Raw genomic sequence first — 21,190 nt, forward strand, 5'->3', positions numbered from 1 at the left:
CCGCCGGCCGGGGGACGCCGACCGGGGCGGACCGGCGGCGGGGCGGGTCCGCCCCGGGGGAGCGGCGGTCGGACGGGGAGGGTCAGACGGAGGCCTGGGAGCCGGAGGCCTCGACGGTCGCCTTCAGCTCGGCCTCGGCTTCGGCCGACAGCGAGGTCTGGATGATCCGCCCGCCGAAACGGGCCAGCGCCGGGACCACCTTGTCGGCGGTCGCCTTGCGCACCAGCAGGAAGACGGCGGCGGTGCCGGGCTGGAGGTGCTCGCCGACCTGGCGCATGAAGTCGTCGTCCACCCCGATGTCGGTGGAGGCGCCGACCGCGGCCCCGGCCGCGCCGCCGACCGCCGCGCCCACCAGGGGCATGAAGAACAGCAGGCCGATGACCCCGCCCCAGAGCGCGCCGCCGGCGGCGCCCGCCCCGGTCGTGCTGACCTGCTGGTGCAGCTTGATCCGGCCGTCCGCGCGACGCTCGACGACGACCGCGTCCTCCAGCTCGATCAGCTTCTGCTTCTGGAGCCCGATCGCCTCGTTGCGCACCGCCTGGGCGGTGGCGAGGTCCGGGTAGGCGATCGCGAAGAGGTTGCTCACTGCGGGGTCCTTCCAGGGTGTCGGACAGGCCGGGGAGGGGCGCCCGTGTGGTGGCACCGTGTCCCGATTCCGCACCCTAACGAGTGTTATCCATATTTATCGGCTCTTCGCTGCGGTGTGTCCGCCATTGCCGGAATCACCCGGCACGCCCGCTCACTCCGGCCGCCGCCCGGCCAGCGCCGCCACCCCCGCGCCGACCGCGGCCAGCAGGACGACGGCGGCTGCCAGGCTCGGCCACGGCACGGCGATCCGTCCGGTCCGGGCCGCCGACACCAGCCCGCGCACCGCCGCGTTGGCGGGCGAGTACGGCACCACCAGCAGCAGCGTGGCCAGCGCCAGCGCCGTCGGGATGCCGTACTGCGCCCGGCCCAGCACCGGACGGTTCGCCAGCGCCCCGGCCAGCACCCCCATCAGCACGCAGACCGCCGAGGCCGCCAGCCCGGCCGACACCGCCGCCCCGGCCCCCGGATCCCGCTCCGCCCCCGCGTTGGCCACCGACCCGCTGGTCCACCACACCGCCGCCACCTGACCGACCGCCAGCACCAGCGACACCGTCAGCGCCGCCAGCAGCGCCCCCAGGTGGACCCTGACCGGGCCCGCCGCCGCCACCAGGCAGGCCCGCGAGGCCGGCGGCTCGGCGCTCAGCACGCTGCGCACGTACCAGGCGCTCACCGGCAGCAGCACCCCCGCGCCGAAGCCGAGCCCGCCGAGCAGCGGGTCGCCCACCGCCACCCCGACCACCAGCAGCAGCGCGTACGCCAGGAACGGCGGCAGCCAGGCGTGCGAGCGCAGCAGCAGCTCCAGGTGGTACCGGGTCAGCGAACCGATCTGCGCCATCACCGCTCCCCCGCCCCGGGCTCCTCGCGCCGCCGCACCGAGAGCACCCGGACGGCCGGGCGGCCCAGCAGCAGCCGGCGCAGCAGCGCGTCCGAGTGCGCGACCGGGACCGCCAGCCGCACCGCCGTCCCGGCCAGCGCGGTGACCTCCGGTGCCCCCGGCAGCAGCGGCGGCAGCGGGGCGCCGCCCTCGACGTCCACCTCGACCTCCATCACCGGGCCCTCCCGCCCCTGCTCCCCCGTCCCGTCCTCGACGGGCCGCAGCGCGCCGTCCGTGCCGACCCGGTACGCGGCGCTGGTCAGCCCGGCCAGCCGGGCCGGGTCGTGGTCGACGAACAACACCGTGCCGCCCGCCGCCGCCCGCTCGGCGGCGGCCTCGTCCAGCACCGCCCTGGCCTCCGGGTCCAGCCCGGTCCAGGCCTCGTCCAGCAACAGCACCCGCGCCTCGGGCAGCAGCGCCTGGGCGACCGCGACCTTCTGGCAGGTGCCCTTCGACAGCCGGCTCAGCGGCGTGCCCGCCCGGTCCGCGACACCGAAGCGGTCCAGCCACTCCTGCGCCCGCCGCCGCGCCCGCTCCGCCGACAGCCCGTGCACCCGGCCGACCCGCAGCAGGTAGGAGACGGCGTCGAAGGGCAGCGCCGGCGGGAAGCGCTCGGGCACGTAGGCCGTCGGCCCTGGCCGCACCACCCGCCCCGTGCTCGGCCGCTCGATCCCGGCGACCAGCCGCAGCAGCGTCGACTTTCCGCTCCCGTTCCGCCCGGCGATCCGCACCAACTCGCCCGGCCCGACCGCCAGATCGACCCCGCGCAGGATCCACCGCTCCCGCCGCCCGTACCGCTTGCCGACCGCCGTCAGCTCCATCACGCCCCCGTCCCGTCCCGTTGTGTACGGAAGGCTATCCATCGGCGGTAAAGCCGGCGTGAGCTAATTCCCCATCCGTGCGCCGGAGTTCACCCCGCGGCTGGTCGAGGCACGATCGGGACTCGTTTCGCCATGACGAACTGATGATCCCTAGTATCGGCCGGGTGACTACCGGACGACGACCACAGACCAGGCTCGGCAGCCTGCTGGCGGCCCTGGCGATAACGGGCACCTCGCTGCTCCTCGGCCTGCCCGCCCACGCCGACGAACCATCAGCCGGGGCCGCTCCCGCGACCAAGGAGGCCCCCCGGGTCGACCTCGTCCTGGACGTCAGCGGCTCCATGCGGGAAGCGGACATCCAGGGCAAGAGCCGCATCGCGGTGGCCCAGCAGTCGCTGAACGAGGTGATCGACGCGCTGCCCGCGGAGACCGAGTTCGGCATCCGCACCCTGGGCGCGACTTACCCCGGCAACGACAAGGCCCTGGGCTGCCAGGACACCAAGCAGCTCTACCCGGTCGGCAAGACCGACAAGGTCGAGGCCAAGACCGCCGTCGCCACCCTGCGGCCCACCGGGTTCACCCCGATCGGCCTGGCCCTGCGCGGCGCCGCCCAGGACCTCGGCAAGGGCGAGACCACCCGCCGCGTGGTGTTGATCACCGACGGCGAGGACACCTGCACCCCGCCCGACCCCTGTGACGTCGCCCGCGAGCTCGCCTCCCAGGGCATCCACCTGGTGGTCGACACCCTGGGCCTGGCCCACGACGACAAGACCCGCCAGCAGCTGCTCTGCATCGCCAACGCGACCGGCGGCACCTACACCGATGTCCGCACCCAGGAGCAGCTCACCGACAAGGTGAAGCAGCTGGTCGACCGCTCCAACGACACCTACACCGTGACCCCGGTCAAGACCACCGGCACCGACAAGTGCGAGAACGCCCCGGTCCTCGCCCCGGGCGTCTACACCGACCGCGAGAAGTTCTCCGAGCACCGCGTCTACAAGGTCCCGGTCAAGTCCGGCCAGGAGCTGCGCGCCTCGGTCAGCGTCGCCCTGGACCGCCCGGTGGCCCGCGACTACGGGGTGCTGCTCCAGGCCACCAGCGCGACCGGCCAGGAGCTGGTCCGCGGCACCGACGCCGGCAGCTCCCGCACCGACGTGGTCTCCACCGGCCTGCGCTGGTCCACCGCCGACTCCAAGGGGTACGTCACCGCGAGCCCCACGGCCTCCAAGGACGCCAAGGACAAGCCGGAGACCACCGTCTGCCTGGTCGTGAGCAACGCGCTGGCCCCGCAGGCCGGCGTCCAGGCCGACCCGGGCATGCCGCTGGAGCTGACCGTCGACCTGGCCTCCGCCTCGCCCGCTCCCGAGGGCGCCGCGATGGGCCTCGGCCGCGGCTGGATCCTGCTGCTCACCCTCACCCTGGCCGGCCTGGCCTTCGGCCTGGTCTTCGGCTGGATCGCGCGCTGGCGGATCTCCGTCTGGAGGGCGAACTGACCATGCGTACGACGATCCGCGGCGCCCTCGCCGCCCTCGCCCTGCTGCCCGCCCTGGCCCTGAGCGCCCTGGGCGCGCCGACCGCCTCGGCCGCCTCGCCGTCCCCCTCGGCCAGTGCGAGCGGCACCCCGGCCCCGGCCACCAAGGCCGGCACCTCCTTCCTGACCGCGGTCAACCTCTCCCCCGGCCAGGACGCCAACGTCGCCGTCTCCACCGGTGACTACCTGTACTGGGCGTTCGGCGCCTCCGAGGGCCAGACCCCGACGATCAGCCTGGCCGTCACCCTGGCCCCCACGGCCGACCGGCACGGCCCGCAGACCTGGTCCGTCGAGGTCTTCGACGGGCTGCGCCGCCGCCAGGCGTGCACCGCCGGCACCCAGAACGCCACCGCCGAGCAGGGCGCCGCCTCCCTGGCGCTGGACTGCACCCTGCGCGAGGTCCGCACCTGGGCCGAGCCGTGGTCCGGCGACCCGCTGCCCGGCACCTACTACGTGCGGCTGTCGGTCAGCGACGTCCCGCAGCCCGACCTCGGCCTGGCCTCCGCGGTCAAGCTGCACGTCGCGGCCAAGGGCGACGCCGACAACGCCCAGCCGGAGGGCGGCGAGCTGAAGGCCCCGCTGGTCCCGCCGGCCGGCGGCGGCGCCAGTACGGCCAAGGCGGCCGCCCCGGTGGCGCAGGAGGAGCACTGGTACACCGGCTGGTTCTCCGGCTGGAACAGCCGCTGGTACTGGACGATCGGCGGCGGCTTCCTGGCCGCGCTGGCCGGTGTCCTCGGCTACAACCTGACCCGGCACCCGCACGGCCACCGGCCCGGCCGCTACGGCTCCGTCCCGGCCCAGGGCTCCCACCCGAGCGGCAGCTACACCGGCTCCGACCGCCCCTGAGGCACCCCCGAGAAGCCCGCGGAGGGCCGGCCGGACGTCGTTCCGGCCGGCCCTCCGGCGCGTTCGCGGGCGTCGGTCAGCCCCGGAACAGGTTGTGCCCCACGTCGGACGGGACCTCGTCCTGGACCGGCTCGCTGTCCGGCCCCGGCACGTGCTCGCCGGGGATCGGCTCGTCGCCCTCCCGGTGCAGCAGCACGACCCCGTCCTCGGCCCACACCTGCCGGTAGCCGTGCGCCAGCAGCAGCCGGATCCGCTCGGCCTGCTCCTTGTCCGTCTTGAACGGGAAGGACCGCTTGTCGCCCCGGGTGAGCACGTACTCGCGCCCGCGCGGTGTGCCGTCCACCAGCACCACGTCCGTCCGGGCGGTCAGCCGCGGCGCGATCTGGTTGTCCGCCTCGACGAACGCCCCGTCCGGGATCAGCGCGGCCGCCCGCACCAGCGCCGCCTCGCTCGTCTTGGGCGCCCAGGAGGACGGTACGGCCAGCGGCAGCAGCCCCATCGGCACCGCGGCCAGCAGGGCGATGCCGGCCGCGCCGAGGCCCAGCCGGCGGGCCCGCCGCACGCTCCGCTCCGGCCGCCCGACGGCGCTCAGCCGGCCCAGCACCTCGATCGCGGCGGTGAGCAGGACCGGCCACAGCAGCGAGTCGTAGTGCCGGGCGATCGACCAGTGGTTGGGGTTGCTGGACAGGATCCGCTCGGCCAGCAGCGGCAGCGCGCACAGCACGGTGGCCGAGCGCAGCGGCAGCAGCAGCGTGGTGCCGAACAGCCAGAGCAGCAGCAGCGGCTTGAGCGGCTGGTCGAAGGCGGCCTGCACCAGCAGGAACGGGTCGTGCAGCAGGCTGCGCAGCGCGTCGCCGCCGTCCGTGCCGAGCGAGCCGTAGTTCCAGTAGTAGCCCGGCTCCCCGCCCATCGCCGGGATCAGCCAGGTGATGGCGACCGCCGAGGCGACCGGCCCGCCCAGCAGCAGCCCGAGACCGGTGAGGCGGCCCGCCCGGTCGCCGGTGCGGCGGGTGCGCAGCAGCAGCACCAGGCCGTACGCCCCGACCATCAGGCCGAGGTCCTCCTTGGTGCAGCACAGCAGCAGGGCGGCGAGCACCACGGTGCCGTACCGGCGGGCCAGGCCGCGCTCCAGCATCAGCAGGGTCAGCGGCACCGCGAAGGCGACCTCGTGGAAGCCCACCCGGGCGGCCACCAGCAGCGGCCAGCCGAGCGCGTGGACCAGGCCGGCCAGGTCGGCGGCCCGGCGGGCGGTGCGCGGCTCGGCGGCGGCGAAGGCGTGCCCGGCGATCCGCCGGACCAGCGGCACCCCGGCCGCGAACAGCAGCGACTGCCCGATGATCAGCGAGCGCGGGTCGTCCCAGATCCAGTACAGCGGCGCGAGCAGCGCCAGCACCGGCGAGAAGTGGTCGCCCAGCAGCGAGAAGCCCGGCGGGAACTCGTGGTGGAAGCTCTTCAGCGTCGAGACGGGCAGCCCGAAGTGGGCGTAGCCGCGCACGCCCTGGTCGAAGATGCCGAGGTCGAAGCCGCCGAGCGACACGGACGTCCAGCCCTGCAGGCCGATGGCACAGGTCACCGCGAAGCAGAGCGCGGTGAGCAGCGCGGTGCGCCGGGCCGGGCCGAGCAGGACGGCCTCGGCCAGTCGGCGGGCGGCCGGTCCGGCGGCGGCCGGCGGCGGGGGTGCGGTCTGGGTGGTCACGTCGGGTCCGATCCGTCCGGTCTGGGTCCGTGGGTCCGGTCCGTCAGGTCCGGTTCGTCAGGGCGGCTTCGCGGTCCGGCCTGGTGGCGAGTGGGGCCTCGGCGCCGTCCGCGGCCTGCCGCCGGGCGCGGTACAGCCGCACGCCCAGGGTGACCAGGACGGCGATCGCGATCGGCGGGTAGATCGCGCCGGGCAGCTGCCAGTACCAGGCGACGCCGCGGCCCCACCGGTGCGGCACCGTCCACATCACGTGGGAGAGGAACACCAGCAGGGTCAGGCCGAACAGCACCTGCCGGCCCCTGGTCCTGGCCTCCACGGCCAGCAGGGCGAGCAGCGGGACGCACCAGACCCAGTGGTGGGTCCAGCTGATCGGCGAGACCAGCAGCGCGGTGAGCGCGGCGCAGACCGCGCCCCAGGCGTCGGCCCGGCGCAGCATCCGCGTCGAGCGTCCGGCCAGCACCGCCACCCCGAGCCCGAGGGCCGCGACCAGCGCCGAGGCGACGAGCCCGACCGGGCCCGGGTCGTTAACGTCGAGCAGTCGGCAGACGGCGCCGCGCAGCGACTGGTTGTCCACCAGGACGGTCACGCCGACCCGGCTCGGGTCCCAGAGGTAGGTGGTCCAGAACCCCCACGAGGCGTCCGGTAGCGCGGCCCAGCCGATCAGGCCCGCCGCCAGGAAGGTGCCGGCCGAGACCAGGGCGGCCCGGACCCTGCCGGTCAGGAACAGGTAGACGGCGAACAGACCCGGGGTGATCTTGATGGCGGTGGCCAGGCCGATGCCCACGCCCTTGAGGCGGTGGCCGTCCGGGCGGGTCAGGTCCCACAGGACCAGGCAGAGGATGCCGAGGTTGACCTGGCCGTACTGGAAGGTCGTGAAGACCGGCTCCAGCCAGATGCCGAGGCCGGTCGCCAGGATCACCACGGCCGCGCGGTGCTGCTTCGGCCAGCCGGCCAGCTTGAGCGACAGGTGGACGGCCGCGGCGAGCAGCGCGTAGTTGAGGAGCATCACCAGGACGCGCAGGGTGCTCACGTCGAACCAGGTGCTCGGCACGAACAGCATCGCCGCGAACGGAGGGTAGGTGGCCGGCAGGTCCCAGCCGGGCAGCCGCATCGCGTACAGGTCCTCGCCGCGGACGACGGCCTCGCCCTCGGCCCGGTAGACCAGCATGTCGACCATGGTGGCCCCGTGGGTGTGCCGGAACCAGGCGAACACCGCCAGTGACACCGCCGCCACGCAGGCCGCCGGGAGGGTCCAGGAATTCGGTCTTCCGGTTTCCGCTGCGCCGCCGGCCCCTTCCGGACCCGTCTGCCGCCCCCACCGTTTCAGACCGAACTCGCGCACCGCGATGGCACCCCGTCGAGATAGACCAGATCGTTCCCTCGTCAGCGTCTGGGCCCACCCACCATAACCGACCCCTCCGAGCCCCAAACCGCGTCAGAAACGGGCCCGGAAGGGCGATGTGATCTCACCCACAGCCACCCGGGAACCGGCCCCGGCCGCGGGCCCGAAGCCCAAAACGCGAAATCCCGCCGGGAGTTGCCTCCCGGCGGGATTTCGTCGACCGACCGGAGTCGATCTGCTGGGTGGAGCTGAGGGGATTCGAACCCCTGACCCCCTCGATGCGAACGAGGTGCGCTACCGGACTGCGCCACAGCCCCAACGAGAAGAAACTCTAGCACCTTTCGGAGGGGGTCCGTGACCACCCCCCGGTTGGCGGCGCCGACGGGGGGTGGCCCTGGTCATTCGTTGGCCGCGCGCGGGCGCGACTCGGGGGCCTGCGGCTCGGCGTACTGGTCGAACAGCGGGGTCTTGCGGGGCTCCGCGGGGCGGCCCGCCGTCCAGGTGCCGGGGGACGACAGGTCGAGGCCGCGGGAGACCCTGGGGGCGACCGGGGCGGTCACGTAGGTCGGCAGCGGGACGGGCACCGGCTCCCAGGAGTCCGGGCCGGCCGCACCGCGCTCGCGCATGCCGTCGACCCACTCCTCGTGCTCCGTCGCCTCGGCCACCGCGGAGGCGGAGGGCACCGAGACGGTGGGCTGCTCCGGGTCCGCCGCCAGCCGCAGGTGCGCGCGGCGCGCGGCCCGCTCCCCGACGGGCGGGGCCGGGGCCGGCTCCGCGGCGACGGGGGCCTCGGCCGGGGCGTCGCCGGGCGCCGGGGCCGCGGCGCGCTGCTGCTCGCGCTTGCGCAGCCGCTCGGCCGCCTGGGCGGCCCGGACCCGGTCGAGCTTCACCTCGTACCGCTGGCGCTCCAGCTTGCGCAGGTGGCCGATGTACAGGGTGAGGAGGACCGCCGGGACGGCCGGGACCCAGAGGAAGGCCAGTCCGGCCACCGCGGCGACCACCGCGCCGAGCGCGAAGGAGAGGAAGAGGGCGGTGACCATCCGCCGCCGGCGGGCCAGCAGCCGCGCCCGGCGTTCGACTCCGGCCCGCGGCTCGGGGGCCGGCCGTTCGGCCGGGCGCTGTGCCGGGGGTTCGGGCTCCCGCGCGGGGTCGCCGGAGGCGGTCGCGTCCCGTTCGGGAGGACCGTCGTTGCTCTGCTCGCCGTCACGCGGTTCGTCGCCCAGGGCCCGGGCTGCCCGCCGCTCCAGCGCCGAACGCCCGGCCAGCAGGCGGATGGCGGTGCTGAAGCGTTCCGTCGGGCGCGCCTCGTTGAGTTCGTCCTGCCTGCGGAGCCACATCGGCACCAGATAGGCGGCCCAGGCCCCTACGATGACGGCGTAGATAAGGCCGCTACTGCTCACGATTCACACCGTACGGGCGCCGGGGAAGCCTGGCAGCAATTTGGCACGGCGTGTCGTGTGATCAAGCTGATTCTCCGACTATTTTGCCGCTATTTGTGGGGGTCCGGTGCCCCTCCGATGCCATATCGATATTTGTTTCGAACATATATTCAATTACCTCAGCCGCGCCCGGAACTGAGCGCCCGCCAGCGCCCCAGCATCCCCTCCGGGACCTCCTCGTCGGTCAACGCGTAGACGAGGTGGTCGCGCCAGTCGCCGTCGATGTGGAGATAGCGCGGACGGATTCCCTCCGAGCGGAAGCCGAGCTTTTCCACCACCCGTCGGCTCGGGGCGTTCTCCGGACGGATGCAGACCTCGATCCGGTGCAGCCCGAGCGTGCGGAAGCAGTGGTCCACCGAAAGCGCCACGGCGGTCGGGATGATGCCGCGGCCGGCCACCGCCTCGTCCACCCAGTACCCGATGTTGGCCGAGCACATCGACCCCCAGGTGATCCCGCCGACGGTCAACTGGCCGACCAGCTGGCCCTTGTGGACCACGACGAAGGGCAGCATCCGGCCGGCCGAGGCCTCGCCGCGCAGGAAGCGGACCATCTGCCGGTACGTCGGCCGGGGGCCGGCCACCCGACCCGCCGGGCCGGGCGGCACGGTGGCCTCCCAGCGGCGCAGCCAGTCCCGGTTGCGGCGGCTGACCTCCTGCCACTCGCGCTGGTCGCGGGCCCGGATCGGGCGCAGCACGACCTCCCCCTCCTGGAGTTCTACCGGCCAACCGGCGTTCAGTGCGTTCTCCCGGGTGCTGGGGCGTCGGCCCGGGGGTGGTCCCCGCCGCCGAGCTGGTCGACGGCGTGGGCGAGCAGCGGCTCCAGGACGGCCAGGCCGTCCCTGACGCCGCCGGTCGAGCCCGGCAGGTTGACGATCAGGGTACGTCCGGCGAGTCCGGCGAGCCCGCGGGAGAGCGCCGAGGTCGGCACCTTCTCCCGGCCGTACGCGCGGACCGCCTCGGCGATGCCGGGGACCTGACGGTCGATCACCCGGGCGGTCATCTCGGGGGTGAGGTCCATCGGCGAGATGCCGGTGCCGCCGGTGGTCAGCACCACGTCGTAGCCGGCCGCGACGGCCTCGCGCAGCACGGCCTCCACCGGCTCGCCGTCCGGGACGACCCGGGGGCCGTCGGCGGTGAAGCCCATCGCGGTCAGGCCGGCCACCAGCAGCGGGCCGCCCCGGTCCTCGTAGACCCCGGCCGCGGCCCGGTTCGACACGGTGACGGCCAGCGCCCTCCCGGCCGGGGCCGTCATGCGTCCACCTCCGGGGCGAACCAGTCGCCGCTCTTGCCGCCGGTCTTGCTCAGCACCCGGACGGACTCGATCGTGGCGGCCTTGTCCACCGCCTTGACCATGTCGACGACGGTCAGCCCGGCCACCGCGACGGCGGTCAGCGCCTCCATCTCGACGCCGGTGCGGTCGGCGGTCTTCACGGTGGCGGTGATCTCGACCGCGTCGTCCGCGACGGCGAGGTCGACCTTGACGCCGGAGACCGCGATCGGGTGGCAGAGCGGGATCAGGTCCGGGGTCTTCTTGGCGCCCATGATCCCGGCGATCCTGGCCACCGCGAGGGCGTCGCCCTTGGGCACGCCCTCGCCGCGCAGCAGCTCGACCACCTGCGGGGAGACCCGCACCCGGCCGGCCGCCACGGCGGTGCGCGCGGTGGTGGCCTTCTCGGAGACGTCGACCATCCGGGCCGCGCCCTGGTCGTCGACGTGGGTGAGGCGGTCGCCGGGGGGAGGTGTCGTCACGGGGAACTCCAGGGGCGCGCAGGTCGAATACCGCGCTACCGTACCGTTCCCGGGTCCTGGTGGCCGATCAGGAGTCCAGCAACACCACGTCGACCTCGCTGCCGGCGGGCAGTTCGGTGGTCTCCTCGGGGACGGTGATCAGGCAGTTCGCCCGGGCCAGCGCGCCGACCAGGTGCGATCCGGCGCCGCCCACCGGCTCGACCGTGCCGTCCGCCGCCGAGTGACGGCCGCGCAGGAACTGCCGGCGGCCGGCCGGGGAGCGCAGCGCCGTCGGACACACCGCGCGGACGACCGGGCGGTGCACGTCGGCGGCGCCGAGCATGGTGCGGATGACCGGGCGGACGAAGAGCTCGAAGGAGATGTAGGCGCTCACCGGGTTGCCGGGCAGGGCGAGCAGCGGCACCCCGGCCGCGCCGCCGATCCGGCCGAAGCCCTGCGGCTTGCCCGGCTGCATCCGCAGCCGCCGGAAGTCGACGCCGCCGTAGGACTCGAAGACCTCCTTGACCACGTCGTACGCGCCGACGCTGACCCCGCCGCTGGTGACGATCAGGTCGGCCCGGCCGAGCTGGTCCTCCAGGACGGCGCGCAGCCGGTCGGCGTCGTCCGGGACGGCGCCGACCCGGTAGGCGATGGCGCCGGCCTCCTGGGCGGCCGCGGTGAGGGTGAAGCTGTTGGAGTCGGCGATCTGCCCGGGGCCGACCGGCTCGCCGGGCTGGACCAGCTCGCTGCCGGTGGACAGCACCACGACCCGGGGGCGCGGGCGGACCTTCACGGTGGGCCGGCCGATCGCGGCGAGCAGGCCGAGCTGGGCGGGGCCGAGCCTGGTGCCGCCCTCCAGCACCCGGGTGCCGGCCGCGACGTCGCCGCCGCGGCGGCGGATGTGCGCGCCCGCGGCGACCGGGCGCAGCACCCGGACCTCCTCGTCGGGGACGGGCGCGGTCATCGCGGCGGCGGCGACCCCGGTGCCGGTGCCGCCGTCGGTCCACTCGACCGGGGCGACGGCCTGGGCGCCGGGCGGCAGCGGGGCGCCGGTCATGATCCGGGCGGCCTGGCCGGGGCCGACCTTCGGCAGCTCGGCGGCGCCGGCGGCGATGTCGCCGACCACCGAGAGCACCGACGGGTAGGTGTCGGTGGCGCCCTCGGTGTCGGCGGTGCGGACCGCGTAGCCGTCCATCGAGCTGTTGTCGAAGGGCGGCAGGTCGCCGTCGGCGACCACGTCCTCGTCGAGCCGGCAGCCCTGGGCGTCGAGCAGTGGGAGCTCGATCGCGGGCAGCGGGCCGACCGCGGCCAGCACGTCGGCGAGGTGCTCGTCCACCGTCCAGAGCCGCGGGGCCGCCGGGGCCGGGTCCGTTCCGGTGTCGCAGCAGGCGCTGGGCGTGGTGCTGTGCTCGGTGGACCCGGTCATCGGCGGCTCGCTCTCGGTCGTGGTCGTCCTGCGTCAGTCCTGCATCTCGGTGTCGACGAACTCCCGCAGCCAGGAGCGGAACTCCGGGCCCAGGTCCTCGCGTTCGGCGGCCAGACGGACGATAGCGCGCAGGTAGTCGGCGCGGTCGCCGGTGTCGTAGCGGCGGCCCTTGAAGAGCACGCCGTGCACCTGGCCGCCGTCCGCAGCCTCGCGGTTGGTCAGCTCGCGCAGGGCGTCGGTCAGCTGGATCTCGCCGCCGCGGCCGGGCGGGGTCTCCCGCAGCACCTCGAAGACCAGCGGGTCGAGGACGTAGCGGCCGATCACGGCGTAGGCCGACGGGGCCTCGCCGGGCTCGGGCTTCTCGACCAGGTCGGTCACCTGGAAGACGTCCTCGCCGAAGCCGTTCGCCTTGACGGCGGCGCAGCCGTAGAGGTGGATCTGGGAGGGGTCGACCTCCATCAGCGCGACGACGGAGCCGCCGAGCTGCTGCTGGACCTCGATCATCCGGGAGAGCAGCGGGTCGCGCGGGTCGATCAGGTCGTCGCCGAGCAGGACGGCGAAGGGCTGGCCGGCGACGTGCTGCTCGGCGACGGAGACGGCGTGGCCCAGGCCCTTCGGGTCGCCCTGGCGGACGTAGTGCATGTTGGCCAGCTCGACGGACTCCCGGACCCTGGCCAGACGCTGCTCGTCGCCCTTGCGGACCAGCAGCTCCTCCAGCTCGTAGGCACGGTCGAAGTGGTCCTCCAGCGCGCGCTTGTTGCGGCCGGTGACCATCAGTATGTCGGACAGGCCGGCGGCGGAGGCCTCCTCGACGACGTACTGGATCGCCGGCTTGTCGACGACCGGGAGCATCTCCTTCGGGGTGGCCTTGGTCGCCGGGAGGAAGCGGGTGCCCAGTCCGGCCGCGGGAACCACGGCCTTGGTTACCGGCACTCGGGAGTTGGTCGTCGTCATGCGTTTACCTTACTCAGGCACGTTTTCGCCCGGCCGAGCGCAGTCGGACGGCTAGGACAGCGCGTCGCGGGGCCCGGCCACGGTGGCTGGTGTATGGGTCACGACCGGCTGGGAGAGCAGGTCCCCGCCGACACAGGCCGACAGACTACCCGCCTTTCCCGAACGGTCACCTTCGCCCTCCGCTCCGTGACCGGGCGGGCAAGTGGCCTGCTCGGGGCGGTCGCCGCCGGGCCGGTCGGGCTCCTCGGGCGGCCGGGTCGACAGCCGCCAGCAGTCGCCGCCGGCCTCCTTGGCCGCGGCGAGCGCGGCGTCGGCGGCGCGCAGCAGGACGGCCGCGTGGGTGCCGTCCTCGGGCAGTACGGCGATGCCGGCGGCGGCGGTCAGGCCGTTGCCGGCGGCGGGGCGGGCCTCGCGCGGGCCGGAGGACCAGTCCAGCAGCAGGTGCCGGCGCACCGACCAGACCAGCCGCTCGGCGACCTGCGCGGCGCCCTCGGCGCCGGTGTCCGGCAGCACCACCAGGAACTCCTCGCCGCCGTAGCGGCCGAGGGTGTCGGCCCGGCGGATCTCCATCGCGAGCCGCTGGGCGAGGTCGCGCAGCACCGCGCCCGCCCGGCCCCGGCCGTGCTCGGCGACGACCGCGTCGAAGCCGGTGATGGCCAGCATCAGCACGGCGAGCGGGCGCGGCCCTTCGGCCTGCTCGGTGTGCTCGGCCCGGCGGGCCCGTTCGATCTCGCGGTCCAGGGTGAGCTGGAGGTGGCGGTAGTTCCACACGCCGGTGAGCGGGTCGCAGGAGGCGGTGCGCTCCAGTTCGGCGCAGCGCTCCTCCAGTTCGGCGATCCGCGCGCGCAGCCGCTGCGCCCCGGCGGCGGCCCCGGCCCGTTCCCGCCGTCCGCGCAGTCCGAGGGCGGTGGCGCCGGCCAGTGCGGGGACGCTCAGTGCGGCCAGGGCCTGGACCAGCAGCGGGGTGGTCAATGGGGGCGCCCCTTCGCGTGTCAGGCTCTGCGCGTCGGCGGTGCGCAGGCCAGGAGGATCGGATGAACGAGGATCGGATGCCCAACGAGAAGAGCGGCCTGAGGACACGGCTGTTGGCGCGGCGGCGCGAACTGGCCGCCGGGGAACGCTCGGCGGTGGCCGACGCGCTGGCCCGGCACGCCGGTGAGCTGGCCGCCGCGGGCGACACGGTGGCCGCCTACGTCTCGGTGGGCTCCGAGCCCGGGACGGGGCCGCTGCTGGACGCACTGCGGGCGCGCGGGGCGCGGGTGCTGCTGCCGGTGCTGCTGGCCGACAACGACCTGGACTGGGCCGAGTACGCGGGCCCCGACGCGCTGGCCCCGGCCGGGCGCGGGCTGCTGGAGCCGGTCGGCCCGCGGCTCGGCCCGCAGGCGGTGACGGAGGCCGCGGTGGTGCTGCTGCCGGGCCTGGCGGTGGACCGCTCCGGGCTGCGGCTGGGCCGGGGCGGCGGCAGTTACGACCGGGTGCTGGCCCGGCTGGAGCGGGCCGGGGTGCGGCCGGTGCTGGCGGTGCTGCTGTACGAGCACGAGCTGCTGGAGCGGGTGCCGGCCGAACCGCACGACCAGCCGGTGGACCTGGCGGTGCTGCCCTCGGGGGTGCGCGGGCTCGGCTGAGGCCGGCGGCCGCGGGCGGGAACGGCGGCGGCCCCGCTCCCTCGGGGGAGCGGGGCCGCCGGTGGCCGGGCCGTACGGGCCGTACTGGCTCTACGGCCGTCAGCCGGTGGTCAGCACCAGCTTGTGCTTGGTGGCCTTCTCGACCGCGTCCGGTGAGTAGGCCCAGGTCAGCAGCTTGCCCTTGAGCCAGAGGTCGGTCTGGTCGTTGTAGTTGTCGTGGAAGGCGTGGCCGGAGGCGCCGCCGACGTTGATCCAGCGCGAGGCGTCCAGGTCGTTCAGGTCGACCACCATGCGCATCGACGGGATCCAGTCCACCTGGTAGCCGGCCGCCGCGTTCCAGCCGGCCGCGTCGACTGCCGCCGAGCCGCCGGAGAGCCGGTACGGGCCACGGTTGAGCAGCTTGTGCACCGCGCCGGAGGCGATCGAGGAGTCGTCGGTGCCGAGGGTCTGCTCGCGCAGCTCCAGCTTGTGCAGGCGGCCCCAGCTCCAGGTGGAGACGTCCTTGCTGAGCAGCGAGGTCAGCTCCTGGCGGGCGTTCTTCATCGCCTCCTGGAGCAGGTTGTCCAGGCCCTTCTGCTCCTTGTGCTGGTCGTCGATGTACGTCCACCACGAGCTGTCGGGCTTCTCCAGCTGCTGGCGCACGACCTCGGTCCAGCGGTCGCCGCCGTCCGGCTGGGCCTTGCCCGGCTCGCGGGTGCCGCACTCGGTGACGATCTTGGTGGAGCTGTCCGGCTTGGTGGGGTCGTCCTGCTGGCGGACCAGCAGGCAGTTGTCCTTGGCCCGCAGGTCGGCCGGGAACTTCTGCCCGAAGGCCAGGATCAGCAGCTGGCGCCAGACGCCGTTGTAGTAGGCGGCGGCCGCCGAGTCGGCGTCCTGGTGGAAGTTCCAGTCCTTCAGCAGGTCCTGGGCCTCGCGCACGTACGGGTCGCTGACCGGCTGCTTGAGCAGCAGCGGGACCAGCGTCTTGGCCATCACGCTGGTGTTGTCCAGCTGGAGGGTCTGCATGTCGTCCGGCGAGATCTTGCCGTTGTTCTTGAGCAGGCCCTCGATCTGGTCGGTGATCTCCTTGGCGCGGGTGCCGTACTCCCAGTCCTTGGTCAGGTTGTACTTGTAGCTCGGGTCCACCACGGCCTGGTTGGCGGTGACGATGTAGCCGGCCGAGGGGTTGAGGCTCCAGGGCAGCGCGGTGAAGGGGATCGGGTCCTTCCACTGGTACGTGGAGTCCCAGCCCGGCGCGGGGTAGCTGCCGTCGCCCTTGCCGCGGACCGGGATGGCGCCCGGGGCCTGGTAGCCGATGTTCTTGGCGTCGGCGTAGATCAGGTTCTGCGCGGGGACGGTGAAGTCCTTGGCGGCGGCGCGGAACTCGTCCCAGTTCTTCGCCTTGTCCAGCTCGAAGACGGCGTCCATGGTCTTGCCGGGGTTCAGCGCCGTCCACTGCAGGGCGACGCCGTAGCCGCTGGTGCCGCGGTCGGGGGCGGACGGGCCGTTGGGGGCGTACTTGCCGACGTTCTGCTGCTCGCTGCTCTGGTCGGAGATCAGCGGGGCACCGGTCTGGGTGGTGCGGACGGTGATGGTGCGGTCCTCCCCGCCGGCGACCTTGATGGTCTCCTTGCGGAGGTCGAACTTCACGTCCTTGCCGTCCACCTGGTACGTCTCCGGGCCGGTGACCTTCTCCAGGTAGAGGTCGGTGACGTCGGCGCCGAGGTTGGTGAAGCCCCAGGCGATGTCCTTGTTGTGGCCGATCACCACGCCGGGCATGCCCGCGAAGGTGAAGCCGGAGACGTCGAACTGGCAGGCCGGGGAGCTGGTCCGGCAGTGCAGGCCCATCTGGTACCAGACCGAGGGCAGGCCGGGGCCGAGGTGCGGGTCGTTGGCCAGCAGCGGCTTGCCGGTGGTGGTGTGCGAGCCGGCGACCACCCAGGAGTTGGAGCCGATGCCCTGGCCGGGGCGGCCGAGCAGCTGCGGCATCGCGTCGATCCGGTCGGTCAGGCCCTGCAGCAGCGCCTTGGTGGTGGCCGCGCCCTGGGCGGTGGCGGTGCCGGGGGCCGCGCCGGACTGCGGGGAGCCGTCGGCGGGGCGGTAGTTGTCGCCGTTCACCGTGCCGGTCTTCACGATCGTGCCGTTGCGGGCGTACGGGTAGTCCGGGTACAGCTCGGCGATCTTGTCCGGGCCGAAGTCCTGGGCCAGCAGCGAGCGGTCGATCTCCTCCTGGAGGTTCCCGGAGAGGTTCCAGGCCATCGCCTTGAGCCAGGCCACCGAGTCGACCGGGGACCACTGCTCGGGCTGGTAGCCGCTGTTGACGACGCCGAGCAGGCCGTACTCCAGCGAGGCCTTCGCGCCGCCGGGGTGCTCCGCGAGCCAGGCGTTCACGCCGTCCGAGTAGGCCTGGAGGTACTTCTTGGTCTCCGGCGACAGCTTGGTGTCGAACTCCTTCTGCGCCACCTGCCGCCAGCCCATGGTGCGGATGAAGGTGTCGGTCTCGACCTGGCCGTCCCCGAACATCTCGGAGAGCCGGCCGGCGGTGATGTGCCGGCGGACGTCCATCTCCCAGAAACGGTCCTGCGCCTGGACGTAGCCCTGGGCGCGGAACAGGTCCTCGTTGGTGTCGGCGTACAGCTGCGGGATGCCGTTGGCGTCCCGCTTGACGTCGACGGGCGCGCTCAGGCCGGCCACCTTGACGCTGCCGTCGACCTCCGGGAAGGAGGCGCGGACCGCGGAGACCCCGCGGTAGCCGCCGTAGCCGGCGCCGGCCACCAGCAGCACGACCAGCACGATCACGATCAGACGGGCGCGCCGGAACTTCTTCGAGCGGGGCATCTGGGTCCTTGCGGTCCTGACTTCGGGGCGGGCGGGCGTGTCCAGGGCCTGCGGCCGTGACAGGGCACCACATTAGGCCGAGAGGGCCAAGCACCGTGAACGGGGGACCAAGCTAAAGATATGGCAAAATGTTAGACTGCGTAACGATCCACAAGGGGAGTATTGACGACTTCTTAACGCGTCGACCCCACAGCACCGCCAGACACCCCGTCCGCCCCTGCCTGCCCGAGGTGCCCCTGCGTGAACGTCTCCCACCTGAACCAGCTCCTGCTTGAGTCCTCCGTGATCCTGCTGTTCGCGGTGGGCGCCGTACGCCTCTCGACCCGATCAGGGCTGCCCAGCCTGCTGATCTACCTGGGGATCGGTGTGGCGCTGGGCCAGAACGGGATCGGTGTCACCTTCAACAACGCCGAGCTCACCCAGGTGCTCGGCTACGCGGCACTCGTGGTGATCCTCGCCGAGGGCGGCCTCAAGACCAGCTGGCACGAGATCAAGCCGGTGATGCCGGCCGCGACCGTGCTCGCCACCGTCGGCGTCGGCGTCAGCGTCTTCGCCACCGCGGCGGGCGCCCACTGGCTGGTCGGCCTGGACTGGCGGACCTCGCTGCTGCTGGGCGCCATCGTCTCCTCGACCGACGCGGCCGCCGTCTTCTCGGTGCTGCGGATGGTCCCGCTGCCGCACCGGCTCACCGGCCTGCTGGAGGCCGAGTCCGGCTTCAACGACGCGCCCGTGGTCATCCTGGTCGTCGCCTTCGCCACCACCGGGGAGCTGGACTCCTGGTACGTCCTGATCGGCACGATCATCGCCGAGCTGGCGATCGGCGCCGCGATAGGCCTCGCCGTCGGCAAGATAGGCGCCTACGGGCTCAAGCACGTCGCGCTGCCCTCCTCGGGCCTCTACCCGATCGCCGTGATGGCGCTCACCGTGCTCGCGTACGCCGGCGGCGCGCTGCTGCACGGCTCCGGTTTCCTCGCCGTCTACGTCAGCGCGGTGATACTCGGGAACTCCAAGCTGCCGCACGGCCCGGCCGTCCGGGGCTTCGCCGACGGGCTGGCCTGGATCGGGCAGATCGGCATGTTCGTGCTGCTCGGCCTGCTCGTCACGCCCGAGTCCATGGGCGACGCGGTGGTGCCCGCGCTGGTGATCGGCGCCGTGCTGGTCTTCCTGGCCCGGCCGCTGTCGGTGATGCTCTCGCTGACCCCCTTCAAGGTGCCGGCCCGCGAGCAGGCGCTGCTGAGCTGGGCCGGACTGCGCGGGGCGGTGCCCATCGTGCTCGCCACCATCCCGGTGGTGTCCGGCGCGCACCGGGCCGAGGACGTCTTCAACATCGTCTTCATCCTGGTCGTCGTCTTCACCCTGCTCCAGGGGCCGACCCTGCCGTGGGTGGCCAAGCGGCTGCGGATCGGCGACGGCGCCATGGGCCAGGACCTGGGCATCGAGTCCGCGCCGCTGGAGAAGCTGCACGGGCACCTGCTGTCGGTCGCGCTCTCCCCCGCCTCGAAGATGTCGGGCGTGGAGATCAGCGAGCTGCGGCTGCCCAAGGGGGCGGCGGTCACCCTGGTCGTGCGGGAGGGGAACTCCTTCGTGCCGGACAAGGCGACGGTGCTGCGCGGCGGGGACGAGCTGCTGGTGGTCACCACGGACGAGGTCGGCGCGGCGGCGGAGCGGCGGCTGCGGGCCGTGGACAAGGGCGGCAAGCTCGCGGGGTGGTTGAACGGGCGGTGAGCCTGGGCCGCCCCGGCTCCCGGGCCCCGGCTCCCCGACCCCCCGGCTCCCGGGCCTTCCGCCCAGGAGCCGGGGGGCGGGAGTCGGGGGGCGGGGGCGGCTGGCGGTGTCTACGCGCGTAACTGTATGCTGGCCCCACCAGCCGTATAACCATCGTTAGACCACCCCCAGCATCTGCCTGACGCAGAGTTGGCGCGACCGCTCGGCGGCCGCGGTCCGGTCCCCGGCCACCAGGCCGGCCCGACCCGGTATCTACCCCGGTCGACGCGCGAGAGGACGACTCTCGGCGCCGTCGGGGCTCCACCATGCCCTGCCGCGCTACCAGGCAGCAGGAAGGACCGACCGTGACGGCGCGCCGAACGGTCGACACCGCCGCGGACCACGCGGCCACCACCCCCGCAGCTCCGGCCCCCGCCCGTGTCGGGTACGGCGAGCTGCTGCGCACCCCCGGGGCCTGGACGTTCCTGTTCCCCGCCCTCGTCGCGCGGCTGCCGTACGCGATGCTCAGCATGGGCATCCTGCTGCTCGTCACCCAGACCCACGGTTCGTACGGCACCGCCGGTACGGTCACCGCGGTCGCCGCCGTCGCCCAGGCCCTGATCGGGCCGCAGACCGGGCGGCTCGCGGACCGCTACGGCCAGGCCGCGGTGCTCGTGCCGACCGTCCTGGTGCACGCGGTCTCGGTCGGCGTGCTGATCGCGCTGGCGCTCGGCCACGCGCCCGCCTGGAGCCTGTTCCTGGCCGCCGTCCCGGCCGGTGCGAGCGTGCCGCAGGTCGGCGCGATGGTCCGGGCCCGCTGGGTCGCCAGGTTCACCGCGGACGGCGCCTCCGAGACCTCCGCGGCCCGGGTGAGCACCGCGTTCGCGTTCGAGTCCGTGACGGACGAGTTCACCTTCGTGGTCGGCCCGATCCTGGCCTCCGGCATCGCCGCCCTCGCCAACCCGGCCACCGCCCTGGTCGCCGAGGCCGGGCTGACCCTCGTCGGCGGCCTGGCCTTCGCCGCCCAGCGGCGCACCGCCCCGGCCCGGATCGTGCCCCAGCCCGGCACCAAGCGCGCCTCGGCGCTCGCCTCCCCCGGCGTCCGGCTGCTGGCCGGGTCCATCCTCGGGGTCGGCGCGGTGTTCGGCGGCATGCAGGTGTCGGTGAACGCCTTCGCCGACTCGGTCGGACAGCACGACGCCGGCGGCACCGTGTACGGGATCTTCGCCGGCGGCTCGATGCTGGCCGGTGTGCTGTACGGCGTCGTCGCCTGGCGGCGACCGGTGCAGCAGCGGATGCTGATCAGCTACGCGCTGCTGGTGCTGGGCTGCTCGGTGCTGTGGGCGATGCCGAACCTGGTCGCACTGACCGTCGCCGGGCTGGTCTGCGGGCTGGCCATCGCACCGACCCTGATCAGCGGCTACACCCTGGTCGAGACGCTGGTCGCGGACGGGGCCAAGACGGAGGCCTTCACCTGGCTGACCGGCGCCATCGGGCTCGGCCTGGCCGTCGGCTCGATGGCGGCGGGCCGGCTGATCGACGGGCACGGGCCCTCGACCGGGTTCCTGGTGCCGGTGATCGGGGCGGGGCTGGGGCTGGTCGCGCTGTTCTCGCTGCGGCACCTGCTGGTGGCGCCGGGGGACGTTCCGGCCGACGGCTCGGGTGCCGGATCGGACTCCGGCTCGACCGGCGGTTCGGGCGCGGGCTCGGGCTCCGACTCGGGCTCCGGCTCGACGGAGCGCGGTGGTGTCGGGCGGTTGGTGGGCGCGGCCAAGGGCTGAGCGGGCGGCGGTCCGGCG

18 protein-coding genes and 1 tRNA gene are annotated in these 21,190 nt (G+C 73.9%); 5 read left to right on the forward strand and 14 right to left on the reverse strand.

The features are described 5' to 3' along the window. Positions 1 to 82 precede the first annotated feature (82 nt). From ACGF0D_RS10295 to ACGF0D_RS10305, 3 genes are all read right to left on the reverse strand, one after another. Positions 83 to 586 carry a DUF1269 domain-containing protein gene (locus ACGF0D_RS10295; RefSeq protein WP_392874044.1) on the reverse strand — a complete coding sequence of 168 codons (504 nt, stop codon included), beginning with the start codon at positions 584 to 586 and terminating at the stop codon, positions 83 to 85. 153 nt (positions 587 to 739) lie between these two features. Then, a complete protein-coding gene (locus ACGF0D_RS10300) occupies positions 740 to 1,423 on the reverse strand; it encodes an ABC transporter (protein ID WP_392914621.1) in 684 nt (227 codons plus the stop codon). Then, the gene (locus tag ACGF0D_RS10305) at positions 1,423 to 2,283 is read right to left on the reverse strand and encodes an ATP-binding cassette domain-containing protein (RefSeq protein ID WP_392914796.1); all 861 of its coding nucleotides are present in this window, start codon (positions 2,281 to 2,283) and stop codon (positions 1,423 to 1,425) included. The genes ACGF0D_RS10300 and ACGF0D_RS10305 overlap by 1 nt, the downstream gene beginning before the upstream one ends. Before the next feature lie 164 nt (positions 2,284 to 2,447). Here ACGF0D_RS10305 and ACGF0D_RS10310 point away from each other — a divergent pair, with 164 nt between their 5' ends. Continuing rightward, positions 2,448 to 3,776, forward strand: a complete 1,329-nt coding sequence (locus tag ACGF0D_RS10310; RefSeq protein WP_392874050.1) for a VWA domain-containing protein — start codon at positions 2,448 to 2,450, stop codon at positions 3,774 to 3,776. A gap of 2 nt (positions 3,777 to 3,778) precedes the next feature. Continuing rightward, positions 3,779 to 4,660, forward strand: coding sequence for a peptidase (locus ACGF0D_RS10315; protein WP_392874053.1), 882 nt, complete (start codon positions 3,779 to 3,781; stop codon positions 4,658 to 4,660). Positions 4,661 to 4,736: 76 nt separating this feature from the next. Here ACGF0D_RS10315 and ACGF0D_RS10320 read toward each other — a convergent pair whose 3' ends face one another. The 10 genes from ACGF0D_RS10320 to ACGF0D_RS10365 form a co-directional block, all read right to left on the reverse strand. Next, positions 4,737 to 6,356 carry a DUF2079 domain-containing protein gene (locus ACGF0D_RS10320; RefSeq protein ID WP_392914622.1) on the reverse strand — a complete coding sequence of 540 codons (1,620 nt, stop codon included), beginning with the start codon at positions 6,354 to 6,356 and terminating at the stop codon, positions 4,737 to 4,739. 43 nt (positions 6,357 to 6,399) lie between these two features. Continuing rightward, positions 6,400 to 7,590, reverse strand: coding sequence for a glycosyltransferase 87 family protein (locus ACGF0D_RS10325; protein WP_392914623.1), 1,191 nt, complete (start codon positions 7,588 to 7,590; stop codon positions 6,400 to 6,402). 351 nt (positions 7,591 to 7,941) lie between these two features. Next, positions 7,942 to 8,015, reverse strand: a tRNA-Ala gene (locus ACGF0D_RS10330). An 81-nt stretch (positions 8,016 to 8,096) separates the two neighbouring features. After that, on the reverse strand, positions 8,097 to 9,098 hold the full coding sequence (locus ACGF0D_RS10335) for a hypothetical protein (protein ID WP_392914624.1): 1,002 nt from the start codon (positions 9,096 to 9,098) through the stop codon (positions 8,097 to 8,099). Between the two features lie 158 nt (positions 9,099 to 9,256). After that, entirely contained in the window at positions 9,257 to 9,874 is a 618-nt protein-coding gene (locus ACGF0D_RS10340; RefSeq protein WP_392874283.1) for a GNAT family N-acetyltransferase, read from the reverse strand. Then, positions 9,871 to 10,389 carry a molybdenum cofactor biosynthesis protein B gene (locus ACGF0D_RS10345; RefSeq protein WP_392914625.1) on the reverse strand — a complete coding sequence of 173 codons (519 nt, stop codon included), beginning with the start codon at positions 10,387 to 10,389 and terminating at the stop codon, positions 9,871 to 9,873. The genes ACGF0D_RS10340 and ACGF0D_RS10345 overlap by 4 nt, the downstream gene beginning before the upstream one ends. After that, positions 10,386 to 10,826 (reverse strand): cyclic pyranopterin monophosphate synthase MoaC, encoded by a 441-nt coding sequence (gene moaC, locus ACGF0D_RS10350; RefSeq protein ID WP_392874286.1) that lies wholly within the window; start codon positions 10,824 to 10,826, stop codon positions 10,386 to 10,388. Before moaC ends, ACGF0D_RS10345 begins: the two co-directional genes overlap by 4 nt. A 127-nt stretch (positions 10,827 to 10,953) precedes the next feature. Next, positions 10,954 to 12,291, reverse strand: coding sequence for a gephyrin-like molybdotransferase Glp (gene glp / locus ACGF0D_RS10355; protein WP_392914626.1), 1,338 nt, complete (start codon positions 12,289 to 12,291; stop codon positions 10,954 to 10,956). A gap of 33 nt (positions 12,292 to 12,324) precedes the next feature. Next, positions 12,325 to 13,245, reverse strand: coding sequence for a UTP--glucose-1-phosphate uridylyltransferase GalU (gene galU, locus ACGF0D_RS10360; protein ID WP_392874068.1), 921 nt, complete (start codon positions 13,243 to 13,245; stop codon positions 12,325 to 12,327). Between the two features lie 51 nt (positions 13,246 to 13,296). Further along, entirely contained in the window at positions 13,297 to 14,217 is a 921-nt protein-coding gene (locus tag ACGF0D_RS10365) for a GGDEF domain-containing protein (protein ID WP_392874070.1), read from the reverse strand. A gap of 62 nt (positions 14,218 to 14,279) precedes the next feature. Between ACGF0D_RS10365 and ACGF0D_RS10370 the strand changes: the two genes are divergently transcribed. Further along, positions 14,280 to 14,870 carry a 5-formyltetrahydrofolate cyclo-ligase gene (locus tag ACGF0D_RS10370; protein WP_392914627.1) on the forward strand — a complete coding sequence of 197 codons (591 nt, stop codon included), beginning with the start codon at positions 14,280 to 14,282 and terminating at the stop codon, positions 14,868 to 14,870. Between the two features lie 99 nt (positions 14,871 to 14,969). Here the strand turns inward: ACGF0D_RS10370 and ACGF0D_RS10375 are convergent, their stop codons facing one another. After that, the gene (locus ACGF0D_RS10375; RefSeq protein ID WP_392874074.1) at positions 14,970 to 17,687 is read right to left on the reverse strand and encodes a penicillin acylase family protein; all 2,718 of its coding nucleotides are present in this window, start codon (positions 17,685 to 17,687) and stop codon (positions 14,970 to 14,972) included. A gap of 240 nt (positions 17,688 to 17,927) precedes the next feature. Here ACGF0D_RS10375 and ACGF0D_RS10380 point away from each other — a divergent pair, with 240 nt between their 5' ends. Both ACGF0D_RS10380 and ACGF0D_RS10385 read left to right on the forward strand, forming a co-directional pair. Continuing rightward, positions 17,928 to 19,412, forward strand: a complete 1,485-nt coding sequence (locus ACGF0D_RS10380; RefSeq protein WP_392874077.1) for a potassium/proton antiporter — start codon at positions 17,928 to 17,930, stop codon at positions 19,410 to 19,412. A gap of 344 nt (positions 19,413 to 19,756) precedes the next feature. Then, positions 19,757 to 21,172 carry an MFS transporter gene (locus ACGF0D_RS10385; protein WP_392914628.1) on the forward strand — a complete coding sequence of 472 codons (1,416 nt, stop codon included), beginning with the start codon at positions 19,757 to 19,759 and terminating at the stop codon, positions 21,170 to 21,172. The last annotated feature ends 18 nt before the right edge of the window (positions 21,173 to 21,190 follow it).

It is taken from the genome of Kitasatospora sp. NPDC048298 (genome assembly GCF_043201465.1).
Classification (GTDB): domain Bacteria; phylum Actinomycetota; class Actinomycetes; order Streptomycetales; family Streptomycetaceae; genus Kitasatospora.